Annotated in this window: 19 protein-coding genes; 9 read left to right on the top strand and 10 right to left on the bottom strand. The window is 71.9% G+C overall.

Annotated elements, in window-relative coordinates:
- Positions 1–314 precede the first annotated feature (314 nt).
- Positions 315–2,753: an immune inhibitor A domain-containing protein gene (locus tag ABZ794_RS05525; RefSeq protein ID WP_210784029.1), complete on the top strand. Its 2,439-nt coding sequence runs from the start codon at positions 315–317 to the stop codon at positions 2,751–2,753.
- Positions 2,754–2,955: 202 nt separating this feature from the next.
- Positions 2,956–3,888 carry an alpha/beta hydrolase gene (locus ABZ794_RS05520; protein WP_210784016.1) on the top strand — a complete coding sequence of 311 codons (933 nt, stop codon included), beginning with the start codon at positions 2,956–2,958 and terminating at the stop codon, positions 3,886–3,888.
- A gap of 4 nt (positions 3,889–3,892) precedes the next feature.
- Here the strand turns inward: ABZ794_RS05520 and ABZ794_RS05515 are convergent, their stop codons facing one another.
- Together ABZ794_RS05515 and ABZ794_RS05510 are read right to left on the bottom strand one after the other, a co-directional pair.
- Positions 3,893–4,258 carry a hypothetical protein gene (locus ABZ794_RS05515; RefSeq protein WP_210784017.1) on the bottom strand — a complete coding sequence of 122 codons (366 nt, stop codon included), beginning with the start codon at positions 4,256–4,258 and terminating at the stop codon, positions 3,893–3,895.
- Positions 4,255–7,056, bottom strand: a complete 2,802-nt coding sequence (locus ABZ794_RS05510) for an SseB family protein (protein WP_357514400.1) — start codon at positions 7,054–7,056, stop codon at positions 4,255–4,257. The genes ABZ794_RS05515 and ABZ794_RS05510 overlap by 4 nt, the downstream gene beginning before the upstream one ends.
- A 152-nt stretch (positions 7,057–7,208) precedes the next feature.
- Between ABZ794_RS05510 and mycP the strand changes: the two genes are divergently transcribed.
- Complete coding sequence (gene mycP, locus ABZ794_RS05505; RefSeq protein WP_210784019.1) at positions 7,209–8,432, top strand: type VII secretion-associated serine protease mycosin; 1,224 nt, start codon at positions 7,209–7,211, stop codon at positions 8,430–8,432.
- 127 nt (positions 8,433–8,559) lie between these two features.
- On the opposite strand, the gene ABZ794_RS05500 is transcribed toward mycP, so the two are convergent.
- Together ABZ794_RS05500 and ABZ794_RS05495 are read right to left on the bottom strand one after the other, a co-directional pair.
- Positions 8,560–8,853 (bottom strand): WXG100 family type VII secretion target, encoded by a 294-nt coding sequence (locus tag ABZ794_RS05500; protein ID WP_210784020.1) that lies wholly within the window; start codon positions 8,851–8,853, stop codon positions 8,560–8,562.
- Positions 8,854–8,875: 22 nt separating this feature from the next.
- Positions 8,876–9,196 (bottom strand): WXG100 family type VII secretion target, encoded by a 321-nt coding sequence (locus tag ABZ794_RS05495; protein ID WP_030486283.1) that lies wholly within the window; start codon positions 9,194–9,196, stop codon positions 8,876–8,878.
- Between the two features lie 290 nt (positions 9,197–9,486).
- Here ABZ794_RS05495 and eccE point away from each other — a divergent pair, with 290 nt between their 5' ends.
- From eccE to rarD, 4 genes are all read left to right on the top strand, one after another.
- Positions 9,487–11,448 carry a type VII secretion protein EccE gene (gene eccE, locus ABZ794_RS05490; protein ID WP_307850555.1) on the top strand — a complete coding sequence of 654 codons (1,962 nt, stop codon included), beginning with the start codon at positions 9,487–9,489 and terminating at the stop codon, positions 11,446–11,448.
- 62 nt (positions 11,449–11,510) lie between these two features.
- Positions 11,511–11,897, top strand: a complete 387-nt coding sequence (locus tag ABZ794_RS05485) for a phage holin family protein (protein WP_091395522.1) — start codon at positions 11,511–11,513, stop codon at positions 11,895–11,897.
- A gap of 128 nt (positions 11,898–12,025) precedes the next feature.
- Complete coding sequence (locus ABZ794_RS05480; protein ID WP_210784021.1) at positions 12,026–12,523, top strand: GNAT family N-acetyltransferase; 498 nt, start codon at positions 12,026–12,028, stop codon at positions 12,521–12,523.
- Entirely contained in the window at positions 12,520–13,446 is a 927-nt protein-coding gene (gene rarD, locus ABZ794_RS05475; protein WP_238689484.1) for an EamA family transporter RarD, read from the top strand. Before ABZ794_RS05480 ends, rarD begins: the two co-directional genes overlap by 4 nt.
- A 104-nt stretch (positions 13,447–13,550) precedes the next feature.
- Here rarD and ABZ794_RS05470 read toward each other — a convergent pair whose 3' ends face one another.
- Together ABZ794_RS05470 and ABZ794_RS05465 are read right to left on the bottom strand one after the other, a co-directional pair.
- Positions 13,551–14,267 (bottom strand): zf-HC2 domain-containing protein, encoded by a 717-nt coding sequence (locus ABZ794_RS05470; protein WP_210785500.1) that lies wholly within the window; start codon positions 14,265–14,267, stop codon positions 13,551–13,553.
- Positions 14,264–14,779, bottom strand: coding sequence for a sigma-70 family RNA polymerase sigma factor (locus tag ABZ794_RS05465; protein ID WP_051708644.1), 516 nt, complete (start codon positions 14,777–14,779; stop codon positions 14,264–14,266). The genes ABZ794_RS05470 and ABZ794_RS05465 overlap by 4 nt, the downstream gene beginning before the upstream one ends.
- A gap of 226 nt (positions 14,780–15,005) precedes the next feature.
- Between ABZ794_RS05465 and ABZ794_RS05460 the strand changes: the two genes are divergently transcribed.
- A complete protein-coding gene (locus tag ABZ794_RS05460) occupies positions 15,006–17,132 on the top strand; it encodes a PhoX family phosphatase (protein WP_357514395.1) in 2,127 nt (708 codons plus the stop codon).
- Between the two features lie 102 nt (positions 17,133–17,234).
- Here ABZ794_RS05460 and ABZ794_RS05455 read toward each other — a convergent pair whose 3' ends face one another.
- Positions 17,235–18,017 carry an IclR family transcriptional regulator C-terminal domain-containing protein gene (locus ABZ794_RS05455; RefSeq protein WP_210785498.1) on the bottom strand — a complete coding sequence of 261 codons (783 nt, stop codon included), beginning with the start codon at positions 18,015–18,017 and terminating at the stop codon, positions 17,235–17,237.
- A gap of 154 nt (positions 18,018–18,171) precedes the next feature.
- Here ABZ794_RS05455 and ABZ794_RS05450 point away from each other — a divergent pair, with 154 nt between their 5' ends.
- On the top strand, positions 18,172–19,401 hold the full coding sequence (locus ABZ794_RS05450) for an MFS transporter (RefSeq protein ID WP_357514393.1): 1,230 nt from the start codon (positions 18,172–18,174) through the stop codon (positions 19,399–19,401).
- Here the strand turns inward: ABZ794_RS05450 and ABZ794_RS05445 are convergent.
- The 3 genes from ABZ794_RS05445 to ABZ794_RS05435 all read right to left on the bottom strand — a co-directional run bounded on the left by ABZ794_RS05445 (position 19,377) and on the right by ABZ794_RS05435 (position 23,638).
- Positions 19,377–20,462: a polyprenyl synthetase family protein gene (locus ABZ794_RS05445; protein WP_210785496.1), complete on the bottom strand. Its 1,086-nt coding sequence runs from the start codon at positions 20,460–20,462 to the stop codon at positions 19,377–19,379. The genes ABZ794_RS05450 and ABZ794_RS05445 overlap by 25 nt on opposite strands.
- Before the next feature lie 90 nt (positions 20,463–20,552).
- Positions 20,553–22,106 carry an NADH-quinone oxidoreductase subunit NuoN gene (nuoN, locus tag ABZ794_RS05440; protein WP_238689482.1) on the bottom strand — a complete coding sequence of 518 codons (1,554 nt, stop codon included), beginning with the start codon at positions 22,104–22,106 and terminating at the stop codon, positions 20,553–20,555.
- Positions 22,103–23,638, bottom strand: a complete 1,536-nt coding sequence (locus ABZ794_RS05435) for an NADH-quinone oxidoreductase subunit M (protein WP_112585696.1) — start codon at positions 23,636–23,638, stop codon at positions 22,103–22,105. The genes nuoN and ABZ794_RS05435 overlap by 4 nt, the downstream gene beginning before the upstream one ends.

Below are 23,638 nucleotides of genomic sequence, written 5' to 3'. Positions count from 1 at the left end.
CTGACTGTGGGGCCGGTGGCGGAGACGCTGCCGGCCCCACTGTCGTAAGTGCGCTCAGCTTGATCGAAAAATGTCGTTGTATACGTTCGCGTCCGGGCTCGCGCTGGTCAGCACGGCTGATGAACCGGCGGGGTGTGACGGTGAAAAGCATTCCCAACAAAATCTTGCAACAAATCGACGCGAGGTTCTTCCCACCCGTCCCGCCAGTAACTATGTTCACCAATGGTCCCACTAGTGGGATCGATCTCCCACCGGCCCGTACCCCCGTTGGGCCGGTTCCCTCAAACCGGAGGTACCACGTGCGCAAAGTCGCAGTGGGTCTGCTCGGGCTCTCACTGACGGCGACAGGCCTGGCTTTCGGCCCGTCCGCCTCGGCGGCGCCTCAGCCCAAACTGCCGGCAGCAGCACCGGCCGCTGCCGAACCGCAGTCACTGCAGGATGAGCTCCCCGACAAGCTCGAGGAGAAGCGCCGCGCGCTGCGTCAGCAGGGTCTCAGCGACGTGCTGACCGGTCGGAGCAAGCCGATCGAGCGCAACGGAAGCACGGTTGTCAAGGTCGGCGAGGTCGGCAAGGCGGGCGGAACGGGCGCCAACGCTCGCGCACGCGCCGGCGCCGGCGCGCAGACCAGGGACCAGTACGTCGAGCTCAAGCGTGAGCGGACCGACAAGATCTTCGTGATCCTGGCCGAGTTCGGTGACGAGCGGCACCCGTCCTACCCGGACAAGGACATGAACCCGGATGTCGCCGGCCCGGCGACGTTCGAGGGGCCGCTGCACAACAAGATCCCCGAGCCCAACCGGGCCGTGGACAACTCCACCATCTGGCAGCCGGACTTCAGCCCGGAGCACTTCCGCCAGCTCTACTTCGGCACCAACCCGGGCGACGAGTCGCTCAAGCAGTACTACGAGGCGCAGTCCTCGGGTCGCTACACCGTCGAGGGTGAGGTGACCGACTGGGTCAAGGTCCGGTACAACGAGGCCCGCTACGGTCGCTCCGACGACCCGAAGGCCGACGACGACCCGACCGGCGACCCCGCCGTCTGCGCCGACTCCGTCTGCCCGAGCACCTGGAACCTGATCCGCGACGCCGCCAACCAGTGGGTCGCCGACCAGAAGGCCAAGGGCCGGACGGACGCCCAGATCGCCACCGAGATGAAGTCCTTCGACCAGTGGGACCGCTTCGACTACGACGGTGACGGCGACTTCAACGAGTCGGACGGCTACATCGACCACTTCCAGATCGTCCACTCCGGCGGCGACCAGGCCGACGGTGACCCGCAGCAGGGTGAGGACGCCATCTGGAGCCACCGTTGGTCGGCCTTCAACAGCTCGCCCGTCGGCCCGCCGAACTTCCCGATCGGCGGCACCGAGATCGGCAACACCGGCGTCTGGATCCGCGACTACACGATCCAGCCGGAAAACGGCGGCCGCAGCGTCTTCTACCACGAGTACGGCCACGACCTGGGCCTGCCGGACGACTACGGCCCGGCGGACAACAGCAACGAGCACTGGACCCTGATGGCCCAGAGCCGGCTCGGCGCCAAGAACGACGCCGGCATCGGCGACCGTGGCGGCGACCTCGGGGCATGGAACAAGTTCCAGCTCGGCTGGCTCGACTACGAGGTGGTCGTGGCGGGGCAGAAGCGCACGTTGGAGCTCGGCCCGCAGGAGTACAACTCGAAGAAGGCACAGGCCGTCGTGGTCGTGCTGCCGAAGCGGGAGTACACCTTCGACTACGGTGCGCCGTTCGAGGGCTCGAAGCAGTACTTCTCCGGTAACAAGGACAACCTCGACGGCACCATGACGAGGACGTTCGACCTCACCGGCAAGTCCGCGGCGGCGCTGTCGCTCAAGGGCAAGTACAGCATCGAGGAGACCTACGACTACCTCTACTTCGAGGCGTCGACCGACGGTGGTCAGACCTGGACCGACCTGGACGGCACCGTCAACGGCCAGCCGATCGGCGTCGACGGCGCCGGCCGCCCGGCCCTCGACGGCAGCAGCAACGGCGCCTGGGCGGACATCAACATTCCGCTGAACTCGCTGGCCGGCAAGGTGGCGCAGGTCCGCCTGCACTACGTCACCGACGGTGGCGTGTCCGAGGGCGGCTTCTTCGGTGACGCGATCACCGTGACCGCCGACGGCCAGACCGTGCTCAGCGACGGCGCCGAGACCGACGCGGGTTGGGCGCTCGACGAGTGGGAGGTCGTCGGTGCCACGTACACCGACGAGTTCGACAACTTCTACATCGCCGGCAACCGCTCGTACGTCTCGTACGACAAGTACCTGAAGACCGGCCCGTACTTCTTCGGCTACGCGAACACCCGCCCGGACTGGGTGGACCACTACGCGTACCAGGAGGGCCTGCTCATCTCGTACTGGAACACCCGCTGGGACGACAACAACACCGCCCCGGCATCCCCGACCAACCCGGGTGGTCACCCCGGTGAGGGTCGCAACCTGTACATCGACGCGCACCCGCGCCCGATCTACAACCTGACCGGGGCTCCGTGGCGGGCCCGCGTCCAGGTGTACGACGCACCGTTCAGCCTGAACAAGGCCGACTCGTTCACCCTGCACCTCAACAGCCAGCCGCAGTACATCCGTGGCCAGGCTGCTGAGCCGCTGTTCGACGACACCAAGAAGTACTTCTACGAGGAGCTGCCGAACCACGGCGTCAAGCTCCCCGCGACCGGTGTCAAGATCAAGGTTCTGGAGCAGGACGGCACCGCGATGAAGATCCGGGTCAGCTGACCACTGATCCCGCACCAACCAGCGACGCCCCGGGCAGGTCATCTGCCCGGGGCGTCGCCCTTTGTGCGCCACCTCCGGGATGGCCGGACCTGCCTCAGTCGAGCCGGTGCCCCTGGTCCCGCTCCGGGGCAACCCGGGGCTTTCCCCTGTTCAACGCGACCACCAGGGTCGCCTGCGGCAACCGGGTCCTAGGCTGTCTGCCATGACCGACCAGCGCGGCGGGGCCGTCGACGAGTCCTGTGTCCTCACCGAGGGGCCGTGGACGCACCGTTTCGTCGGCGCCAACGGCAGCCGGTTCCACGTGGTCGAGGGCGGCACCGGGCCGATGGTGCTCTTCCTGCACGGCTTCCCGGAGCACTGGTGGGCCTGGCACCAGATGCTGCCGGCCATCGCCGACGCCGGCTTCCGGGCGGTCGCCGTCGACCTGCGCGGCTACGGCGCCAGCGACAAACCACCCCGGGGGTACGACGGCTACACCCTCGCCGCCGACATCGCCGGGCTGATCCGCGCGCTCGGTGAACGATCCGCGACGATCGTCGGCAGCGGCCTCGGCGGCATGGTGGCCTGGACGGTGGCCTCGTTCCACCCGTCCCTGGTCCGCCGGCTCGTGGTGCTGGGGGCACCGCACCCGCTGCGACTGCGCGCCGCCATCTTCGCCGACCCGCGCGGGCAGTTCACCGCCTCCACCCCGGCGTTGAAGTTCCAGCTACCCCGCTACGAGCACGTGCTGACCCGCGACGGTGCGGCGGCCGTCGGCGAGATCATTCGCCGCTGGGGCGGCCCACAGTGGGTGGCCGGGCCGGACTTCGAGGCGTACGCCGAGCGGTGCCGGGAGGCGATGTGCATCCCGCAGGCCGCGTTCTGCGCGCTGGAGGGTTACCGCTGGGCGTTCCGCTCGCTGCTGCGACTGCACGGCTACCGGTTCGTCCGCCTGATGCAGAAGCCGCTGTCCACCCCGACCCTGCAACTGCACGGTGCCCTGGACACCGCCTCCCTGCCCCGCACCGCGCTGGGTTCCGGCCGGTACGTCGTCGCCCCGTACGAGTGGCGACTGCTCGACGGGGTGGGGCACTTCCCGCACCTGGAGGCACCGGAGCTGGTGCTCGGCGAAATCCTGCGGTGGGCGAAGACCTGACCGGTCAGACCCGCTGCTCCCGCAGGTCGGTGACCTCGGCGGCCGGCGCCCAACCCTGGTAGACGCCGAAGTCGAAGACCTCCAGCCGCATCGCCTCGGCCACCGGCCAGCGACCACCGGTGTACTCCACCCGCAGCCAGGCGTCGTGCTCGCCGAGCACTATGAACGGCTGCCCCTGCCAGGTGCAGGTGGTCCGCACGTACGCCAGATCCTCGATCTCGCTCACCGGCAGCACCCGGACGTAGCGGCCCGCGCGGACCTCCTCGAAGCCCTCGCCCGCCTCGGGCTGGTAGAGCCGGATCTCGTCGGCGTCCGGGCTGGCCTGGTATTCCCGGCCCTGCCAACGGGCCACGTAACCGTCGCGCATCACGCCTCCCCGACCCGTCGCCAGGTGACCGAGTCGGTGTCCAGCTCCGCGACCACCCGCTCGCTGCCGTCCGCGCCGATGCGCCAGAGTTGGGCACCGTGCGGCAGCCGTGCGCTGTCCACCTTGAACTCCGCCACCACGTCGCTGCTCTCACCCGGGGCGAAGCCGTTGCCCCGGAACGGCGGACGTTCGATGACCCAGCCCTCCATGGCCCGCATCGCCGGCTCGTTCTGACCGCCGTACGGGATGCGGTAGAGGCTCGGCCGGTGCGCCGGCCAGCGCAGCACGTAGATCTCCTCGGCGTCCGGAGCGAACGGCGAACCGGGGTAGCTGAGGCCCAGCGCCTCGTGCAGCTGAGCCGGTGTGGTCAGGTGGGACAGCTCACCGGCCCGGTGCACGAACCCGGACACCCGGTCGTACCCACGATCCAGGTAGTACGCGAGCTGGCTGGGGGCGATCGCCTTCTGCATGACCGTCGGCCGGGTCGGGTCGACCGCTGCGGGGGCGTACCGGGGACGGGCGGCGGGTTCGGCCACGGCCGGCGCTTCCACCTGGTCCACTTCCAGGTCGTCGCCGAGCCCCACCTCGGCGGCCCAGTTGGCCAACGCGACGATCTGCTCGCCGGGCAACTTGGCACCCACCGGCGTGCCCGGGTTGACGGCGAACGACCAGTCCTCGTCGGGCCAGCGCCGGATCAGTTGGGCGAACTTCACCCGGACCGTGTCGACGTCCCCCTCGACATGGTCGGCGAGGCGCTCCGACGACGTGTAGACCACCACGTACGTCTCGCCGTCGAGCTGCCCGGTACGCCAGACGAAGCCGGGATCCCCAGGGCGGCTTCCCCGCACCGAGTCCGGTGCGGCCGGCAGTAGCACCCGGGCCAGCAGCAGGGTGGACAGGAACGTGTCGGTACTGCCCGAGCCGGCGGCGCTGAGCAGGTCCTCCTCGACCGTGTTGGCCGGCTCGAACTCGACCGGCGGCGGCTCGTCGGCCGGCGGGTGCGGAACCTCGTCCGCGATCACGCTCGCGCCGCTGCCCTCGCCGCCGGCCTGGTCCGTACCGGCCGGGCCGGCCGACGAAACAGCAGTGTCGGCGCGGTCGTCACGCAGCGGGGCGTCGACGCGGCCGTCGAATCGCGGGTCGCCCAGCCCACCGCCGGGAGCGCCTGCCCCGGTCGGAATCACGGGGTGCGGGGCGGACGGGCTCGGGGCGGGCTGACCAGGGCTGAACGGCGTGGGCCCGGATGGGCTGGAACCGAAGGACGAGGGACCGAACAGGCCCGGACCGGGGGGCGTCGAGCCGAACGCCGGCGGGGCGGCCTCGGCGGGGCTGGGCCGCCGGGGCGCGTCGACCGGCGCGCTGCTCTCGACCGGGTCGGTGAGATCGCGGGACTCGATGATGGTGCCCTCGATGACGATGGGCGTGAAGCCGCGGCGCGGCGCGGGCGGCCCGGAGACCGGTTCCGCGACGGACACCGGCAGATCCTCCGCCGGGTCGAACCGGCCCGGCCGGGCCTGCGGAATCGCCTGCGTCTCGTCCGCCGATGGCCGCCCAGGCGCACCGGTCAGGGGAGGCTCACCGGTCATCCGGAACGCACGGGTGGGTTCCTCAGCCAGCGGGTTGTGCCGGCGCGGCGGCAGCGGCTGGGTGATCTCCTCGCCGGATGGCGGCGCGTCCATCCCGCGGGACGCGCCGAGACCGCCCTCCGGCCGTCGTACCGGCTGGGTGGCTGCCGGGTCCGCCGCCATCGGAAAGGCCCGCGTCGTGGTCTCGTCGGCCGGCGCATCGGCCGGGCGGCGGCGAGGGAAGGGCTGGCTGCCTCGTCCGAACCGGGTCGGCGGGGCCGCCCGGTCACCGGGGCGCCCCCCGCTCGGGGCGGGATCGCGGGCCGGGCTGGGGTCGAAGAAGGAGCGCCGGGGCGCGGCCTGGGGGCCACCGTTGCCGTTAGCCGGAGCGGGGCCGTCGACGTCGCCCGGCCGGGTCGCTGCTGCCGGCCAGCCAGCGCCCGGCCCGGCCTGGTCGGTGGTGGGGCCGGCGGTCGCCAACGGGGTGAACCGGGACGGCCGGCCGGCACGGGGCAGCGCTCCGTTGCCCGGCGCGGGCCGGGGCGGCTCGGTCGGGTGCCGCTGACCGGCGGCGGGCAGGTCCTCCTCGCCAGGTCGGCGCGGCGGCTCAGCGGGGACGGGCGGCCGGGGCGCCGGACCCGGCACCGGCGGGGCACCCACCCGAGGGCCCGGGCTCCGCGCGGGCCTTCGGGGTGCGAGCGGAGCACTCTCGGGCCCGGACGGGGTCACCCCCGTCACGGGAGGCGATCCAGTGGCTGGCGCGGCGTCCCGCGGTGGCATGCCGGGCCGGGTGCGGGCCAACGTCTCGGCTCGCTCCAGGCGAGCGCGGGCACCCATGGCACGGCCGGGCAGTCGCACGTCGCCTCGGGACAGCTGGGACACGAACCAGGCCGGCAGGTAACCCTCGACCGGCAGACCCGGATTGACGGCGAGCCACCACTCGTGATTGGGCCAGCTGGCCGCGAGATCGGCGAAGGGGATGCGTCGGTTGCTGCCGGCGTGATCGCCGAGGCAGGCTCGCAGGGCGGCGGCGGAGGTGAAGGCCAGGACGTGGGTCCGGCCGCCGGTGGTCCAGGTGCCCCATCCGGCGGGTGGCTGGCCGGGCTGCGTCGGCGCGGAGACCGGCAGCAGCACATCGGTGCGGGACAGGAGCCGGAAGTAGAGCTCCTGGTCGTTGGCGCGCAGCGCGTCGCGCATCGCCACCTCGGCCTCCGTGGCCGGCTCCCATGCGGTCACGGCCACCTCCCCTTCCGAGAACAGGCCACAGGTATCGCGTACAACCTACAAGGTGGTACCAAGATCACAATGGCTGGCCGGCGGCGGCCTGCCAGGGCCCGGAGGAGGAGATAACATCCCGTTCCGGAGCCGACGCGATACGGAGGGTGTCGATGTCCCAATCGATCACGCGCCCGGTCCTCGCAGGTCTGGCCGCCAGCCTGTTGACCGTACCGGCCCTTCCGACCGTCGCCGCCACCGCCGGGCTCCGGGCGGCGCCGGCGTGCGCGACAGCACTCGCCCCCGTCCGGCCGGTCGCGGCCAGGCCCTGGCCACAGCAACGGTACGACCCGGCGCGGCTCGCGCCGCTGGCCACCGGCGCCGGGGTGACCGTCGCGGTGGTCGACTCCGGGGTGGACCGGGTGCACCCGCAGCTGGCTGGACGGGTGCTGGCCGGCGTCGACCTGCTCGACCCCGGCGGGGACGGCGGTCGGGACTGCGCCGGGCACGGCACCGGTGTGGCGAGCATCATCGCCGCGGCACCCCGCTCGGACGTCGCCTTCCGCGGTCTGGCACCGGGTGCCCGAATCCTGCCGGTGCGGGTGAGTGAGCAGCAGGTTGTGCAGGGACGGGAGTCGGGGCGCACGGTCAGCGCCGACGAGTTCGCCCGGGCCATCCGGTGGGCCGTAGATCATGACGCCGACGTGGTGAACCTGTCCGTGGTGCTGTACGCGGACGACCCGGAGGTCCGTTCGGCAGTGCGGTACGCGGTCGACCGGGACGTGGTGCTGGTGGCCGCCGCCGGCAATCTGCACGACAGCGGGAACCCCCGACCGTTCCCCGCCGGCTACGACGGGGTGCTCGGCGTGGGCGCGATCGGGGCGGACGGCGGGCGGGCGGCGTTCTCGCAGACCGGCCCGTACGTCGACCTGGTGGCCCCGGGCAGCGAGGTGCTGACCGCCGCGCCCGGTGCCGGCCACCATCGGGTCGAAGGCACCAGTTACGCGGCGCCCTTCGTGGCCGCCACCGCCGCGTTGCTGCGGCAGTACCGGCCGGAGCTGACCGCCGCCCAGGTGGCGGAGCGGATCATCGCCACCGCCGACCCAGCTCCGGGCGCGGGCCGGGGCGGCGGATACGGCGCCGGGGTGTTGAACCCCTACCGGGCGGTCACCGAGACCAGCGGCGGCCGTGCGGCCGGCGCGCGGCCGGTCGCCGCCCTCGCCGACGACCGGGCCGACCCGGCGCAGCTCGCCCGCCAGGCCCGCCGGGCCGCCGCACGGGACCGAGCCCTGCTGGTCGGGGCGGTGGCCGGCATCACGGCGGTCACAGTGGCGCTGCTCGCCCTGGTGGTGCCCCGTGGTACCCGTCGACGCTGGCGCCCGGCCGGCCCGGCCTGAGCCCGCCCGCGCACGGCCTGAGCCCGCCCGCGCACGGCCTGAGCCCGCCGGCGTGCGGCCCTGACCGCCGACCGGTTGCGGGCGGGGCGCTGGCCCGGACACGGTCAGCGCTCCCGGCCCACATCGCTCACTGGAACAGCCCGGTGTTCTTCTTTTCGGTGTCCAGGTAGTCGGTGGCGGAGTCGTTCACCGCCAACCTGATGTCACGCAGCATGGCCTGCAGGTCCTGCGAGGCCGAGCGCCACTTCGCCTGCCGCTGCTCGTATGCCTGTCGCGCCTCGCCCGTCCAGCTCGCCACCAGTGGGGCGGCGTCGCGTTCGAGTTGGCCGAGTTGCGCGTCGAGGGTGTTCAACGCCTTCTGAATGTCAGCGCCGGCCTGCTGCAGCGCGGCGAAGTTGACGACCAGCACACCATGGTCCATCGGATTCCCTCCCCAAGCGGGATCAGAGCGGCAACTGGATGCCGCCGCGGTTGGTGCCGGCCACCCGGCTGGACACCTCGTCGTCGGACACGTCGTACTGCCGACCGGCGGTGCGGATCGCACCGGCGGTCTCGCGCAGCGCGCGGTGCAGCGCCGCCTGGTCCTGTGACCACTGCTGCTTGACCTGCTCGAACGACCGGCCACCAGCGCCACGCCAGGCCTGCTGCAACACCTCCAGCTCGGCCAGCAGGCCGGTCAGCATGGACTGCAACGACTGGTCCACCTGCTCGAACTTCGCGGCAGTCTGCTGCATCACCGCTGCTTCTGCCTTGGTTTGGGACATCCGGACGTCACCTCGTCTCTCGGATCGCACCTGGCCGTCGACGCGCCCACCCTGGGGCGACGCGTCGTCGCTTGGCCCGGTCGTCGAGCACTGAGACACGGGTCAGCGAAGGACTTCGTGGCTGACGGTAGCGACCTCGTAGCGGTTCTGCTACCCCACCGGCTTCCCCTGTGGACAACCGAGGAGCCCATCGGTCGCTTACGATGTGCCGCAGCCACGTCGCGGCGTGTGACGGACCGCCGGAGGGCGGCCGGCCGCCCGACCCGGTCCCCAATGGTCGAGGAGGCACGGTGCCGGCGATCACCACCGGAGGGCCGCACCCGCCGACCCCGGTCGGGCCCGAGGCAGGCGCCTCCGCACGGGTGGGCGGGCCGGGTCGACCCACCGACCGGGGCCCGGGACCGGTCGATCAGCGCATCCCCCGTCGCCGGTCGCCGGTGGCCCACTGGGTCGCACTCGGCCGTCGGGCGGCTGCCGGAGCGCGAGCCGGCCAACTGGTCACCGCACAGGTCGCGGCGGCGCTGGTGCTCGTCACCCTCGGCCGACCCGCACCGGTCGTCGCGGCGGCCGTACTGGTGGCCGTGCTGCTGGTGGCCGCCGCCTGGGTGCCGGTGCGGGGGCGGTGGCTGTTCGAGTGGCTGGGCACCGCCATCGGGCACCTCACCCGCCGGCGGGCGTTGAGCGGGCCGGCCGACCCGGCCGAACTGCTCGACCTGGTCGCCCCGGGCACCGTCGTCCGCTCGACCGAGTTGACCGGCGGGCCGGCGGCCGTCCTGGAGGACACCACCGGCATGGTCGCGCTCCTGGAGCTCGGTGACCCCGGCGACCTGCTGGGCGACGTGTCCCAGGCGATTCCCGCCCCGGCCGCGTTGCTCCCCCCGACCGGGCCGGACCAGCCCCCGCTGCTGGTCCAACTGCTGCTCGCCGGTGCGCCGGCGCCGGTGCCGAGCGCCGGTGGCACTGTCGGCACGTCGTACCGGCAGCTCACCGACGGGCGGCTCCCCGGGCGCGAGCGGGCGGTGGTGGCGGTCCGGGTGCTGCGGGTGAACGGTTGGTCCGAGGAGGACCTGCGCCGGGTGCTCGCCGGCACGGTCCGCCGGATCGTCCGCCGGCTCGGGCCGTTGGCCGCGAGGCCGCTCGGGGTGCCGGCGGCGCTGCGTGTCCTGGGCGAGTTGGCCCACCACGACGGCGAACCGGTCCGGGAGTCCTGGCCGGCGATCCGGTCCGGCACTCTCGTCCAGGCCACCTTCCGTCTGCTCCACTGGCCCGACGCGGGTGCTGCGGCTGGACGCCGGCTGGTGCCCCGCCTGCTCGCACTGCCGGCGACGGCCACGACGGTGTCGATCTGCTCAGGCCCGTCGCCGACGATGTCGACGTCGTCGGGTCCGCCGGCGGCCGGCGGAGTGCCGACCGAGCTGACCGTACGCCTGGCCGCCGCGACGGCGACCGAGTTGGCGGCGGCCACCGAGGCGCTGACCCGCCTGGTGACCGACCTGGGCGGAAAACTACGCCGACTGGACGGCGCCCACCTGAGCGGGCTCGCCGCCACGCTGCCGTTGGCGCTGACGGCACCCGGGGCGCAGCCCCGCCCACCGACGCCCGGAGCGCGACCCGGCTCGGCGGTCGACGACTGGGAGCTGTCCCTGGGCGACGCGGGAATGATGGTCGGCACCAACCGGCACGGGCGAGCCGTCACAGTGCGACTGTTCCGGCCGGAGAGCACCCGTGTGCTGCTGGTCGGCGGGGTGCGGGCAGCCCAGCTGGTGGCCCTGCGCGCCCTGGCACTCGGCGCCCTGGTGGTGGTGCAGACCGCCCGGCCACGCGCCTGGGAACCGTTCATCCGAGGGGTTGGCGCGCCGGGCGGCACGATCCCGTTGCTCCCTCCCGGTCGGGCGGTCGCCGACGGGGTGGGCACCGCGCTGCGTCCGTTGCTGCTGATCGTCGACGCCGGGCCGGTGGCGGCCGAGGCCGCGCCGGGCCCGCCGTGGCGGGCCACCCTTGTGGTACGCGACGAGCTGACCCCGGCCGATGTGGACGCGTTGAGCCGCGCCGACCTGGCGTTGCTCCAGCCACTGACCTCCGCCGAGGCCACCCTGGCCGGAGCCGCGCTGGGGCTGGGCGGCTCGGCCGAGTGGCTGACCCGGATCCGGGAGGACATGGTGGCCGTGGTCAACCGTCGGGCGCTGCGCTGGGCACTGCTCTCCCCCACTCCGATCGAGGCACAACTGATCGGCCCGCCGACGCGCGCCTGATTCCACCGGGACGGCCAGCCGGCGGGTTACGTCGGTGCGGTGTCCGTGGCACGATCCCCGCCATGGGTTTTCTGAAAGGTCTGCTGATTCGGCTGGCCAGCACAGCTCTGGCTTTCTGGCTGGCCACGCTCCTCATCCCGGGCATCTCCCTGGATTCGAACTCGGCCACCGAGACGGTGACCACGCTGCTCCTGGTGGCGGTGATCTTCGGCGTGGTCAACGCGGTTCTCCAGCCGATCATCAAGACCGTCGGTTGTGGCTTCTACCTCCTGACCCTGGGTCTCATCGCCCTGGTGGTGAACGGGTTGCTCTTCCTGCTCACCAGCTGGATCGCCGACCAGGCCGGGCTGCCGTTCTCGGTGGACGGTTTCTGGCCGGCAGCAGTGCTCGGCGCTCTCTTCGTGAGCATCGTGACCTGGATCCTCGGCGCCGTCCTCGACCGGGACTGACCGCCGACCAGCCAGCACCGCCCCGGTCCGTCCGGGGCTCCGACCTCGGCCGGGGCCCCGGCGGGCCGTTGACCAGAGTTCGGGAATGTGGCGGCCGGACCGCCCACCTCGGCGGTTAGCGTCGCGGCATGTTCTCGCTGACCTATTCCGACGGCCACCTGCTCAGTACCGATCCGGCGCGGATCGACCTGGACCTGGTGCACCACTGGTTGTCCACCGACGCGTACTGGGCGCTCGGACGGGACCGGGAGACCACCGAGCGGTCGTTCGCCGGCTCGCTGCCGTTCGGCATCTACCGGCCGGAGGACGGCCGCCAGGTCGCGGTGGCCCGGGTCGTCACTGACGGTGCCACCTTCGCCTGGCTCTGCGACGTGTACGTCGACCGGGCCGCCCGGGGTCGAGGGCTGGGCGGGTGGCTGGCCGGCGCGGTCCGCGACCACCTGGACGAGCTGGGCGTACGCCGGATCCTGCTCTGCACCAACGACGCCCACCAGGTGTACGCGGGGGTGGGCTTCACCCCGCTGGACGCGCCGCAACGGTGGATGCAGCTGGACCGTCGAGCCCCGGTGACCCCGATCACCGGAAAGGAACAAAGCAGCACTACGCCCCTTACGGTGGAGGCGTGACGCCACTCCGTCTGGGATACCTCTACGGCCTCGGCGCGTACCTGCTCTGGGGTTTCTTTCCGCTCTACCTGAAGCTGCTGCGACCCGCCGGCCCGCTGGAAATCCTGTCCCACCGGATCGTCTGGTCGGTGGTCTTCGTGGCGCTGCTACTGGCGGCGCTGCGCAACGTCGGCTTCCTGCGGTCGCTGCTGCGCCGCCCCTGGGCGGTGGCGGGGATCGTCGCCGCCGCCGCGTTGATCGCTGTGAACTGGGGCGCCTACATCTACGGGGTCAACTCCGACCGGGTGGTGGAGACGGCGCTCGGCTACTTCATCAACCCGCTGGTAGTGGTGCTGCTCGGGGTGACGGTGCTGCGGGAGCGGCTGCGCCCGGCGCAGTGGGTGGCGCTGGGGATCGGCGCGTCGGCGGTCGCGGTGCTCACCGTGGACTACGGCCGGCTGCCCTGGTTGGCGTTGACCCTGGCGTTCAGCTTCGCCGGCTACGGCCTGGTGAAGAAGCGGCTCGGGCTGCCGGCGGCGGAGGGGCTCTTCGTCGAGTCGGCGGTGCTGGCGTTGCCGGCGCTGGGCTACCTGGGCTGGCTGACGGCGAGGGCCGACCTGACCTTCGGGCACGTCTCGGCCGGGCACACAGCGCTGCTGGTGCTGGCCGGCGCGGCCACGGCGGTTCCCCTGCTGCTGTTCGCCGGGGCGGCCAACCGACTGCCCCTGAGCAGCCTCGGCATGATCCAGTACCTGGCGCCGATCCTTCAGCTCGGCTGCGGGGTGCTGATCTTCCACGAGCCGATGCCGCCGGCCCGGCTGGCCGGCTTCGCGCTGGTCTGGCTGGCCCTGATCGTCTTCACCGCCGACGCCGTCCGAACCTCCCGCCGCACCCGCCAGTCCCGCCAACAGACCCCCGCCCCCACCCCACTCCCCACCCCCTGACCCCGCGATCTTGCAGTTTCGGTGGTCTATATGCCTGCCATGCCCCTTATGGAACGGCAGAAAGTGCAAGATCGCGAAGGACCGGGGTGGGTGGGTGGGTGGGTTTAGGGGACGGCGTAGGTCAGTAGGGGCGTGCCGTCGGCTTTTTGCAGCTCCACGCTCACCAGCTCGGCGTCGGTGAACCTCGTCGCGCCGGTGAAGCTGAGGTCGTCGCCGGGCGCCGCCAACCAGGAGCCGATCTGCTCGGTGGCGCCGTTCGGGCCCCGCGCCACCAGCCGGAACGGGTACGCCTTGCCGTAGCTCGTCCGCGCGTCGTACCCGCAGCGCATGGTCACCTGGGTGCCCCACTTGGTGCCGGTGAGCCCGAGGTCGGCGTGCACCGGCCCGGCGGCGGCCACCGGCCGCATGGCGACCATCGACACCTGTGGTGTCGATGTGCCCTGCGCGCCGGGCGGCCCGGACGGGTCGACCGTTCGGGGCAGCGCCACTGCGGTGCCCACGCCGACCAGCAGCGCCAGCCCGGCGGCGGCCAGTGTGGTCAGTGCGTACCGTCGCCGGTCCGCGGCGCGTTCCCGACGACGGCGCTGGCGGGCCTCGTCGAGCAGTGCGGGCACCCGGGGCGGGGCCGGCGGCGGCAGGATCTGCTCCAACCCCGCCGGGTCGAGGCGCCCGAGCAACCCGGGCAGGACGGCGATCTCGGCGACCGCCTCCCGACACTCGGCGCACCCGCCGAGGTGCCGCTCGTAGGCCGCCCGTTCGGCGGGGGCCAGGGCGCCCAGCACGTACGCGCCGTCGTCGTACGCGAACTCGCACCGGGTCATCCCGTCACCCCCATCTCGGCCAGGACCAACCGTAGAGACCGCAGCGCGTAGTGGGTGCGGGATTTCACGGTCCCTGGCGGTACGCCCAGGCGGGACGCCGCCTCGGCCACCGACCGCCCCTGGTAGAAGCACTCGACCAGCACCTCCCGGTGGGTCGGGCTGAGCCGGTTCAGCGCCTCGGCGACGGTCCACGCCTCCACCGCCCGTTCGGCCTCGTCGATCACCTCGGGCGGTTCGGGCAGATCGTCGGTGAACACCTCGCCGACCCGGGTGGATCGGCGCCGCCAGGCGTCGATGGCCAGGTTGCGGGCGGTGGTGAACAGCCAGGACCGCACCGATCCACGCCTCGGGTCGAGTGACTCCGGATGTCGCCAGGCCCGCAGCAGCGTCTCCTGCACCAGGTCCTCGGCCCGCTGCCGGTCCCCGTTGACCAGCCGCAGAGCATGGGCGTACAGCGCCTCCGCGTGCTCGTCGTGCAGCGCGCGCAGCAGTTGGGCGTCGTGGTCGCTGATGGCGGTCTCCTCGCTTCCGGCGCGCGTCCGGCGGTGCGTTCGCTCGGGAATACGTGCTGTCACGCCGATCGGTTCAGCCCGAGGTCAGACCGGTTGCGTGGTGGTGCCACCGACGAAGGTGTTCATGCCCGGTTCACATCGCGGCTGACGAGCGCTCACCACGTCCTCCTAGCGTCCGGCTGGTACGCCGCCTGTCGTGCCACCGACTTCTCTGGAGGCTTCCCCCATGAGCGACCGTCCCCGGCTGCTCCCCCTGTTGAACGGCACCCGCCATGGCACCCGTGATGCCATGACCTGTCTGTACCGGTGCGGAAACGCGTGTGACCACCCGGTCCCGAACACCTCCGACAACGCGTACTTCGGTGACGTGGTGAACGCCGAGGTGTCGCGGCGTGGCGTGGTCCGGGCCGGCGCGGTCGGCGCGCTGGTGCTCGGCTTCGGCGGCGCGGCAGCCGGCGCGCTCGCCGGAGCGGCCCCGGCCATGGCGGCCCCGACCGCCCCGGACGTACCGGAGAACTTCGGGTTCGGTCGTCCCGGCACCGGGGTCGGCAACGGCGCGCTGACCTTCAAGCCGATCCCACCGAACAAGCTGGACACCCTGGTCGTGCCGAACGGCTACGACCACGCCGTGGTGATCAAGTGGGGTGACCCGGTGCTGCCGGGCGCGCCGGAGTTCGACCTGCACCACCAGACCGCCGCCGCGCAGTCCAAGCAGTTCGGTTACAACAACGACTTCGTGGGCGTGCTGCCGCTGGACAAGCAGGGCAAGCGGGCACTGCTCGTGGTCAACCACGAGTACACGAACGAGGACCTGATGTTCCCGGGCTTCCCCGGCCTGGACGGGCTCTCCGTGGAGCAGCTGCGCACCGCCATGGCCGCGCACGGCATGTCAGTGGTGGAGCTTGAGCGGGTCGCGGGCACCGGGCAGTGGAAGCCGGTGGGCAAGGGCCCACGGCCGTACAACCGGCGGGTCACCGCGCTGAGCACCAAGTTCGACCTGACCGGCCCGGCCGCCGGCTCGGCCTGGCTGAAGACCGCCGCCGACCCCAGGGGCCGCACTGTCGTCGGCACGCTGAACAACTGCGCCGGTGGCGTGACCCCGTGGGGCACTGTGCTTTCCGGCGAGGAGAACTTCAACCAGTACTTCGTGGGCGCCGACGCCGCCCCGGCCGAGCTGAAGCCGAAGCTGGACCGTTACGGCATCAGCACCGCCAGCCGCTACCCCAGCGGCAGCCGCAAGTGGGAGCGCGCGGACGAGCGCTTCGACCTGGCGAAGCACCCCAACGAGGCACACCGGTTCGGCTGGATCGTCGAGATCGACCCGTTCGACCCGGAGAGCCGCCCGCGCAAGCACACCGCGCTGGGCCGGTTCAAGCACGAGGGCGCCAACGTGATCGTCGCGAAGGACGGCCACGTGGTCGCGTACATGGGCGACGACGAGCGGTTCGACTACCTCTACAAGTTCGTCTCGGACAAGAAGTTCATGAAGGGCAACTCCTGGGCTGCCCGCAAGCACAACCTGACCCTGCTGGAGTCCGGCACGCTCTACGTGGCGAAGCTCGACCAGACCAGCGCCGCCGAGATCGACGGCACGGGCAAGCTCCCCGCCGACGGCGCGTTCAACGGTCGGGGTCGCTGGATCAGGCTGGTCAGCGGCAACCGGTCGTTCGTCGACGGGATGACCGCCGCCGACGTGCTCACCTTCACCCGGCTCGCCGGTGACAAGGTCGGCGCGACCAAGATGGACCGCCCCGAGGACGTCGAGCCGAGCCTGCTCACCGGCAAGGTGTACGTGGCGCTGACAAACAACACCAACCGGGGCGTCGGCAGCAACCCGAAGGCGGACGAGGCCAACCCGCGCAACGCCAACAAGCACGGGCAGATTCTGGAGCTGGTCGAGGACCGCAACGACAACACCTCGGAGACCTTCGCCTGGTCGCTGCCGATCGTCTGCGGCGACCCGACCGACCCGTCGACCTTCTTCGCCGGGTACGACAAGACCAAGGTCTCCCCGATCTCCTGCCCGGACAACGTCGCCTTCGACGCCACCGGCAACCTCTGGATCTCCACCGACGGCAACGCGCTGGGCAGCAACGACGGCCTGTTCGCCACCGCCGTGGAGGGCCCGGAGCGGGGTCACCTCAAGCAGTTCCTGACGGTGCCGCTCGGCGCGGAGACCTGCGGCCCGTTCATCACCGGCGACAACCGCTCGGTCTTCGTCGCCGTGCAGCACCCCGGCGAGATCACCGGGGCCTCGGTGGAGAACCCGGCCTCGAACTGGCCCGACGGTGACTACGCCAAGCCGGGCGTGGTGGTCACCTGGCGCCTCGACGGCGGCCCGGTGGGCAGCTGACGTCGTACCCGCGGCCGAGCGGCCGCTGACGTTGCTCCGGCGGTCCGGCGCCGGACCGCCCCGAGAGGCCCTCTCCCAGCCCGGGAGAGGGCCTCTCGGCGGTCAGTTGTCGGTGGCGATGCTGTCGGCCACGCCGCGGGCCACTGTGAGCAACTTGGCGCGTACCACCCGGGCGGAGGTCATCATCTCGCTGGCCGGCAACGCGCAGGCCAGCACGACCCGGCGTTCCATGTCCTTGTCCGGCGCGACGAGCACCGCGGCGCAGGCCACCCCCTGGCGGAACTGCCCCATCTCCAGTTGCATGCCACGCCGGTCGCCGGCGGCCAGGTCGGCCTCGAAACTCTCGGTGGTGGTCAGCGTGGCGGTGGTGAACGGGCGCATGCCGTACTCGCGCAGATAGCGGTAGCGCTGGTCGGTAGTGAGGGTGGCGAGCAACGACTTGCCGAGCGCTGTCGCGTGCGCCCCCTCGTCGAAACCGGGGACCAGATCCTCCAGGTAGGGCGACCGGTGCCCCTCGGCGACCGCTGTGAGGGCCACCTGACCGCCGACGAACCGACCGAGGTAGTGGCTGTAGCCGGTGTCCAGGGCGGCCCGCCGCAGCGTCTCACCGACCGCCGGCGGGCCCCGGAACGCCGTCACCAGCTCCCGGTACCGGTCGGCCACCTCCAACCCCACGATGTACGTGCCGTCCTCGCGACGGATCACGTAGCCCTCGTAGGCGAGGGTGCGGACCAGGTGGTAGGTGGTGGCCACTGTCAGCTCGCAGCGCCGGGCGATCTGCTTGACGGTCAGGCCCTTCGGGGCGCGACCGACCGACTCCAGCACCCGTAGCGCTCGGGACACGCTGCGAATCAGGTCCGAAGGTTCTGCCAAGGGGTCGCGCACAACCACCTCCGCCGCCGGGGACTTACACCATATGAAAAACAGGCCCAGTGCGAAATGCCTGTTCGGGTCGAGGATGCCAGATCACCATCCACAGCTTGTGCCCCGCCAGTCACCAAGAGTGCTGTGAGCGGGGCTCGCGTAGGTTTGCCGAACGATGACCGACACCTCCAACACCCCCGATCCGGCCGTTGCCCGACCCCGTCCGGTCCGGGCCAGCGCCGGCGCAGTCGTCACCACAGTGGCCTGCGTACTCCCCGTCTTCCTGCTCGGCGGTCTCGCCGTGCAGATGGGCACGGACCTCGGCTTCTCGCCGGCCGGCCTGGGCCTGGCCGTCTCCGTCTACTTCGGGATCAGCGCGCTGGCCTCGGTGCCCTCCGGGCGGTTGGTCGAGCGGTACGGGCCGGCAGTGGTGGCCCGCTGCGGCATCCTGCTGGCCGCCGGGTCGATGCTGGCCGTGGCCGCCTTCGCCCGGTCGTACCCGGTGCTGGTCGGCCTGCTCGCGCTCAGCGCCGCCGCGAACGCGCTCGGCCAGTTGGCCAGCAACGCCGCGCTGGCCCAGCACGTGCCGGCCCGGCGGCAGGGGCTGTCGTTCGGTGTCAAGCAGGCCGCCATCCCGGTCTCCACCCTGCTGGCCGGGGTGGCGGTGCCCACCATCGCGCTCACCGCCGGCTGGCGCTGGGCGTTCGTGGCCGCCGCCGTGGCCGCGCTGGCGACGCTGGCCGCCGTACCCCGGCAGATGCCCGGCCCGGCCCGGCGGGCCGGCGCCGCGCGCGCCGGTCGGGCGACGGCGGCGCTGGTGGTGATCGGCGCGGCGGCGACGTTGGCCTCGGGCGCGGCCAACTCGCTGGGCACCTTCCTGGTGGACTCCGCCGCAGCCCGGGGTCTGTCGCCGGGCCTCGCCGGCCTCACCCTGACCCTGGGTAGCGCGGTCTGCGTGGCGTCTCGGGTGGGCGCCGGCTGGGTGGCCGACCGCCGCGAGACCGGCCACGTCGCCCTCATCGCCGCGATGCTGCTCGTCGGCGCGGCCGGGCTGGGCCTGCTCGCGTTGACCGGCTCGGTGCCGTTGGTGGTCGGCGTGGTGCTCGGCTTCGGCCTGGGCTGGGCCTGGCCCGGCCTGATGAACTTCGCCGTGGTCCGGCTCCACCCGCAGTCACCGGCCGCCGCCACCTCGATCACCCAGACCGGGGTGTACGCGGGCGGCTGTCTCGGCCCGCTGAGCCTGGGCCCACTCGCCGCCCACCTCGGTTACCCGGCGATGTGGACCATCGCGGCCGTGGCGATGCTGCTCGCCGCCGCCCTCATGCTCGTCGGCAGCCGACTGTTGACCCGCGCCGCCGCCGCAGCGGGCCGGGGCGTGGATCAGCTGGTGCGGTCGGCGATGTAGTCGCAGAGCGACTCGAGCGCGCTGCGGGACGGGCCCTGTGGCAGCGGGGCGAGCTGCGCGCGGGCCTCCTCGGCGTAGCTGCGCACGGTCTCCCGGGCCCGCTTGAGCGCCGCGCTCTCCCGGAGCAGCCCCAACGCCTCGGCGTGCAGCGCGTCGTCGGTCAACGGGCCGGTCGCCAGGATCTCCCGCAGCCGCACCGACGACGCGTCGGAGTCGTCCGCCTCGCGGGCGTAGAGCACCGGCAGCGTCGGGACACCCTCGCGCAGGTCCGTGCCGGGGGTCTTGCCCGACTGCACCGACTCGGAGGCGATGTCCAGCAGGTCGTCGGAGAGCTGGAAGGCGACGCCGATCGTCTCGCCGTACCCGGCCAGGGCCTCCACGTGCTCAGGGGCGGCGCCACCGAACATGCCACCGAAACGGGCGGACGTGGCGATCAGCGAGCCGGTCTTCTCGGCGATCACGTGCAGGTAGTGGGCCACCGGGTCGTCGTCGGCGCGCGGCCCGACCGTCTCCGCGATCTGGCCGTGCACCAGCCGGGCGAAGGTGCGCGCCTGCAACCGGACCGCCTCGGGGCCCAGGTCGGCGGCGATGTCCGCCGCGCGGGCGAAGAGGTAGTCGCCGACCAGGATGGCGACCGAGTTGGTCCACCGGGAGTTCGCGCTCGGCGCGCCCCGACGGACGGCGGCCTCGTCCATCACGTCGTCGTGGTAGAGGGTGGCGAGGTGAGTGAGCTCCATCACCACGGCGGCCGGGACCACCTGCGCACCGGTCGGGTCACCGAACTGGGCGCCGAGCGCCACCAGCAACGGCCGGAACCGCTTCCCGCCGGCCTCGACGAGGTGCCGGGCGGCCTCGGTGACGAACGGGTCGGCACTGGCCACGCTGGCCCGCAACTCGACCTCGACCGTGTCCAGAAGACCCAGCACGGACGCCTCGACACGGGGATCGGAGAGGCTGAGGCCAAGCGCGCCGAACTGACTCGTGCTCGCCCGACCCCGTCGACCGCCGGAGCCGGAGGCACCTGAACGCTCGCCCGCCGGATTCACCACGCTATCAACCATGCCACACCCGTTCGACCTGCTCCGGCCCGGGGATACGCACCGGGGGCCGGCACGTGAACACGCGCCGACCCCTGGTGATCGAACCTTCGGTTACCGAACGAATTCGGCGGCTCCGGCAGCCAGATCGAGCAGCGGCGCCGGGGCGACACCCAACACCAGGGTCGCCAGCACACCGATCATCAGCGCGGCGGAGGTTAGCCCACCGGGCACCATGACGGTCGGGGTGGACTCGCCCGGCTCGGAGAGCCACATCATCACCACGACCCGCAGGTACGGGAACGCGAGGATCATGCTGGTCAGCACACCGGCGATCACCAGCCAGGCCTGGCCACCCTCCAGCGCCGGCCCGAAGATGGCGAACTTGCTGGTGAAGCCGCTGGTCAGCGGAATACCGGCGAAGGCCAGCAGGATGAACGTGAACAGCGCGGCGAAGAACGGCGACCGGCGGCCCAGCCCGGCCCAGCGGGACAGGTGGGTGGCCTCGCCGTCGTCGTCCCGTACCAGCGTCACCACGGCGAACGCGGCCAGCACCGAGAAGCCGTACGCGACCAGGTAGAACATCGTGCCGGCCAGCCCGTCGCGGCTCGGCGCCAACACACCGACAAGCAGGTAGCCGGCGTTGGCGATCGAGGAGTACGCGAGCAGCCGCTTGATGTCGGTCTGGGTGACAGCGAGCACCGCGCCCACCAGCATGGTCAGCACCGCCACCGCGCCGAGGACCGGCGTGAAGTCCCAGTTGGCGTCGGCGAACGCGACCTGGAAGACGCGTAGCAGGGCACCGAACGCGGCGACCTTGGTGCAGGCCGCCATGAACCCGGTGACCGGGGTCGGAGCACCCTGGTAGACGTCCGGGGTCCAGACGTGGAACGGGGCCGCCGCGGCCTTGAAGAGCAGACCGATGGCGAGCAGCGCCATGCCGGCGAAGAGGAGCACCGGGCTGGCCGGCGACTCGCCCACCGCCGCGTGGATGGTGGCGAAGTCGACGCCGGCCGTGCGGCCCGGGATGCCGGAGGTGAAGCCGTAGATCAGGGCCACGCCGAACAGGAAGAACGCAGAGGCGTACGCGCCGAGCAGGAAGTACTTCATCGCCGCCTCCTGGCTCAGCAGACGCCGGCGACGGGCCAGCGCGCAGAGCAGGTAGAGCGGCAGGGAGAAGACCTCGAGTGCGATGAACATGGTCAGCAGGTCGTTCGCCGCCACGAAGATCAGCATGCCGCCGATCGCGAACGTGGTCAGCGGGTAGACCTCGGTGAGACCGTTGCGCCCCTCGGCCTGCCGCCGGTCGTCGGCCGACTCCGCGGTCACCGCGGCCTGGGCGACGAACGCCCCGCCCCGCTCGACCGAGCGGTCACCGATCAGCAGCAGCGCCATCGCTGCCAGCACCAGGATCGCGCCCTGGAGGAAGAGCGTCGGCCCGTCGATCGCGAGCGCCTGACCCGCGGTGATGATCCGCTCATCGGCGCTGAGGACCACCATGGTCAGGGCCGCGAGCACCGCGAGCAGCGCCAGCGTCAACTGCACCACGTGCCGCCAGCGACGAGGCACCAGGGCCTCGACCAGCACGCCGAGCAACGCCGTGCCCAGCATGATCAGGATCGGAGAGATCGCCGCGTAGTCGATCGACGGCAGCTTCAACTCGGTCACTTTGCCGCCTCCTGGACGGTGCCGCCCACGGACGGCGCCGGGTCGGTTCTGCCGATGTCGTCCATGGTCGCCTGGACGGCGGGGTTGATCACGTCAGTGACCGGCTTGGGGAAGAAGCCGAGCAGCACGATCAGCGCGATCAGCGGGGCGACCACTACCTTCTCGCGCAGGTTGAGGTCCCGGCGCATGCCGTCGACCTCGGTCAGCGCCGGGTTGAGGGTGCCCTGGGTGGTGCGCTGCACCATCCACAGCACGTACGCGGCGGCCAGGATGATGCCGAGCGTGGCGATGACCGCGACCGGCTTGTTCACGGTGAAGGTGCCGATCAGCACCAGGAACTCGGAGATGAACGGCGCAGTGCCGGGCAGCGCGAGCGAGGCGAGACCGGCGAAGAAGAGCACCCCGGCGAGCACCGGGACGAGCTTGCCGGCGCCACCGAAGTCGCTGATCAGCGCCGAACCACGCCGGGAGATCAGCATGCCCACCACCAGGAAGAGCAGGCCGGTGGCCAGCCCGTGGTTGAGCATGTAGAGCACCGCGCCGGTGCCGGCCTGGGTGGTGAAGGCGAAGATGCCCACGCCGATGAAGCCGAAGTGCGCGATCGAGGTGTACGACACCAGCCGCTTGAGGTCGTTCTGGCCGACCGCCAGCAGCGCGGCGTAGACGATGCCGATCACACCCAGGGCCAGTGCCCACGGCGCGAACCACTTCGACGCCTCGGGGAACAGCGGCAGGCAGTAGCGCAGGATGCCGAAGGTGCCGACCTTGTCCAGCACGCCGACGAGCAGCGCCGCCGCGCCCGCCGGGGCGGCGCCACCGGCATCGGGCAACCAGGTGTGGAACGGAAAGAACGGCGCCTTGATGGCGAACGCGAGGAAGAAGCCGAGGAACAGCCACCGCTCGGTGCCGGTGCTGATGTCGACCTGCGAGAGCGCCTGCCAGTCGAAGGTCTTGCCGCCGACCACCCACAGGCCGATCACCGCGGCCAGCATGAACAGACCGCCGACGAGCGAGTAGAGGAAGAACTTCACCGCCGCGTACTGCCGCTGGTGGCCGCCGTAGCTGCCGATGAGGAAGTACATCGGCACCAGCATGACCTCGAAGAACACGTAGAACAGGAAGACGTCGGCGGCCGCGAAGACGCCGATCATCGTGCACTCGAGGACCAGCAGCAGCGCGAAGTAGACGGGCACCGACCGCTTCGACGACTCGGCGTCGTGCCAGGACGCCAGGATCACCAGCGGCACCAGCACCGCGATCAGCATCAGCATCACCAGCGCGATGCCGTCGGCGGCGAAGGTGAAGCTGACCCCCCAGTTCGGAATCCAGGAGTACGACTCGCGGAACTGGAACCGGTCACCGCCGGCGTTGAAGCTGACCCACATCACCACCGACAGCACCAGCACGAGCAGCGACCAGGCGAACGCCACCTGCTTGGCCAGCTCCGGGCGGTGGCGCGGCAGGAAGGCCACCACCAGGGCGCCCACCAGCGGCGCCACGGTGAGCACCGAGAGGAACGGGAAGTTGGACAT

It is taken from the genome of Micromonospora sp. NPDC047187 (genome assembly GCF_040643355.1).
GTDB classification, from domain to species: Bacteria; Actinomycetota; Actinomycetes; order Mycobacteriales; family Micromonosporaceae; genus Micromonospora; species Micromonospora salmantinae.
The sequence above is the reverse complement of the archived record's forward strand: the minus strand, read 5'-3'. Positions and strand labels throughout refer to the sequence as shown.

What these genes read in the sequence shown, in the direction of transcription:
- ABZ794_RS05520 (WP_210784016.1), top strand. Translation starts at nt 2,956, where the DNA reads ATGACCGACCAGCGCGGCGGGGCCGTCGACGAGTCCTGTGTCCTCACC.
- mycP (WP_210784019.1), top strand. Translation starts at nt 7,209, where the DNA reads ATGTCCCAATCGATCACGCGCCCGGTCCTCGCAGGTCTGGCCGCCAGC.
- ABZ794_RS05500 (WP_210784020.1), bottom strand. Translation starts at nt 8,853, where the DNA reads ATGGACCATGGTGTGCTGGTCGTCAACTTCGCCGCGCTGCAGCAGGCC.
- ABZ794_RS05495 (WP_030486283.1), bottom strand. Translation starts at nt 9,196, where the DNA reads ATGTCCCAAACCAAGGCAGAAGCAGCGGTGATGCAGCAGACTGCCGCG.
- ABZ794_RS05485 (WP_091395522.1), top strand. Translation starts at nt 11,511, where the DNA reads ATGGGTTTTCTGAAAGGTCTGCTGATTCGGCTGGCCAGCACAGCTCTG.
- ABZ794_RS05480 (WP_210784021.1), top strand. Translation starts at nt 12,026, where the DNA reads ATGTTCTCGCTGACCTATTCCGACGGCCACCTGCTCAGTACCGATCCG.
- ABZ794_RS05470 (WP_210785500.1), bottom strand. Translation starts at nt 14,267, where the DNA reads ATGACCCGGTGCGAGTTCGCGTACGACGACGGCGCGTACGTGCTGGGC.
- ABZ794_RS05460 (WP_357514395.1), top strand. Translation starts at nt 15,006, where the DNA reads ATGAGCGACCGTCCCCGGCTGCTCCCCCTGTTGAACGGCACCCGCCAT.
- ABZ794_RS05450 (WP_357514393.1), top strand. Translation starts at nt 18,172, where the DNA reads ATGACCGACACCTCCAACACCCCCGATCCGGCCGTTGCCCGACCCCGT.
- ABZ794_RS05445 (WP_210785496.1), bottom strand. Translation starts at nt 20,462, where the DNA reads ATGGTTGATAGCGTGGTGAATCCGGCGGGCGAGCGTTCAGGTGCCTCC.
- ABZ794_RS05435 (WP_112585696.1), bottom strand. Translation starts at nt 23,638, where the DNA reads ATGTCCAACTTCCCGTTCCTCTCGGTGCTCACCGTGGCGCCGCTGGTG.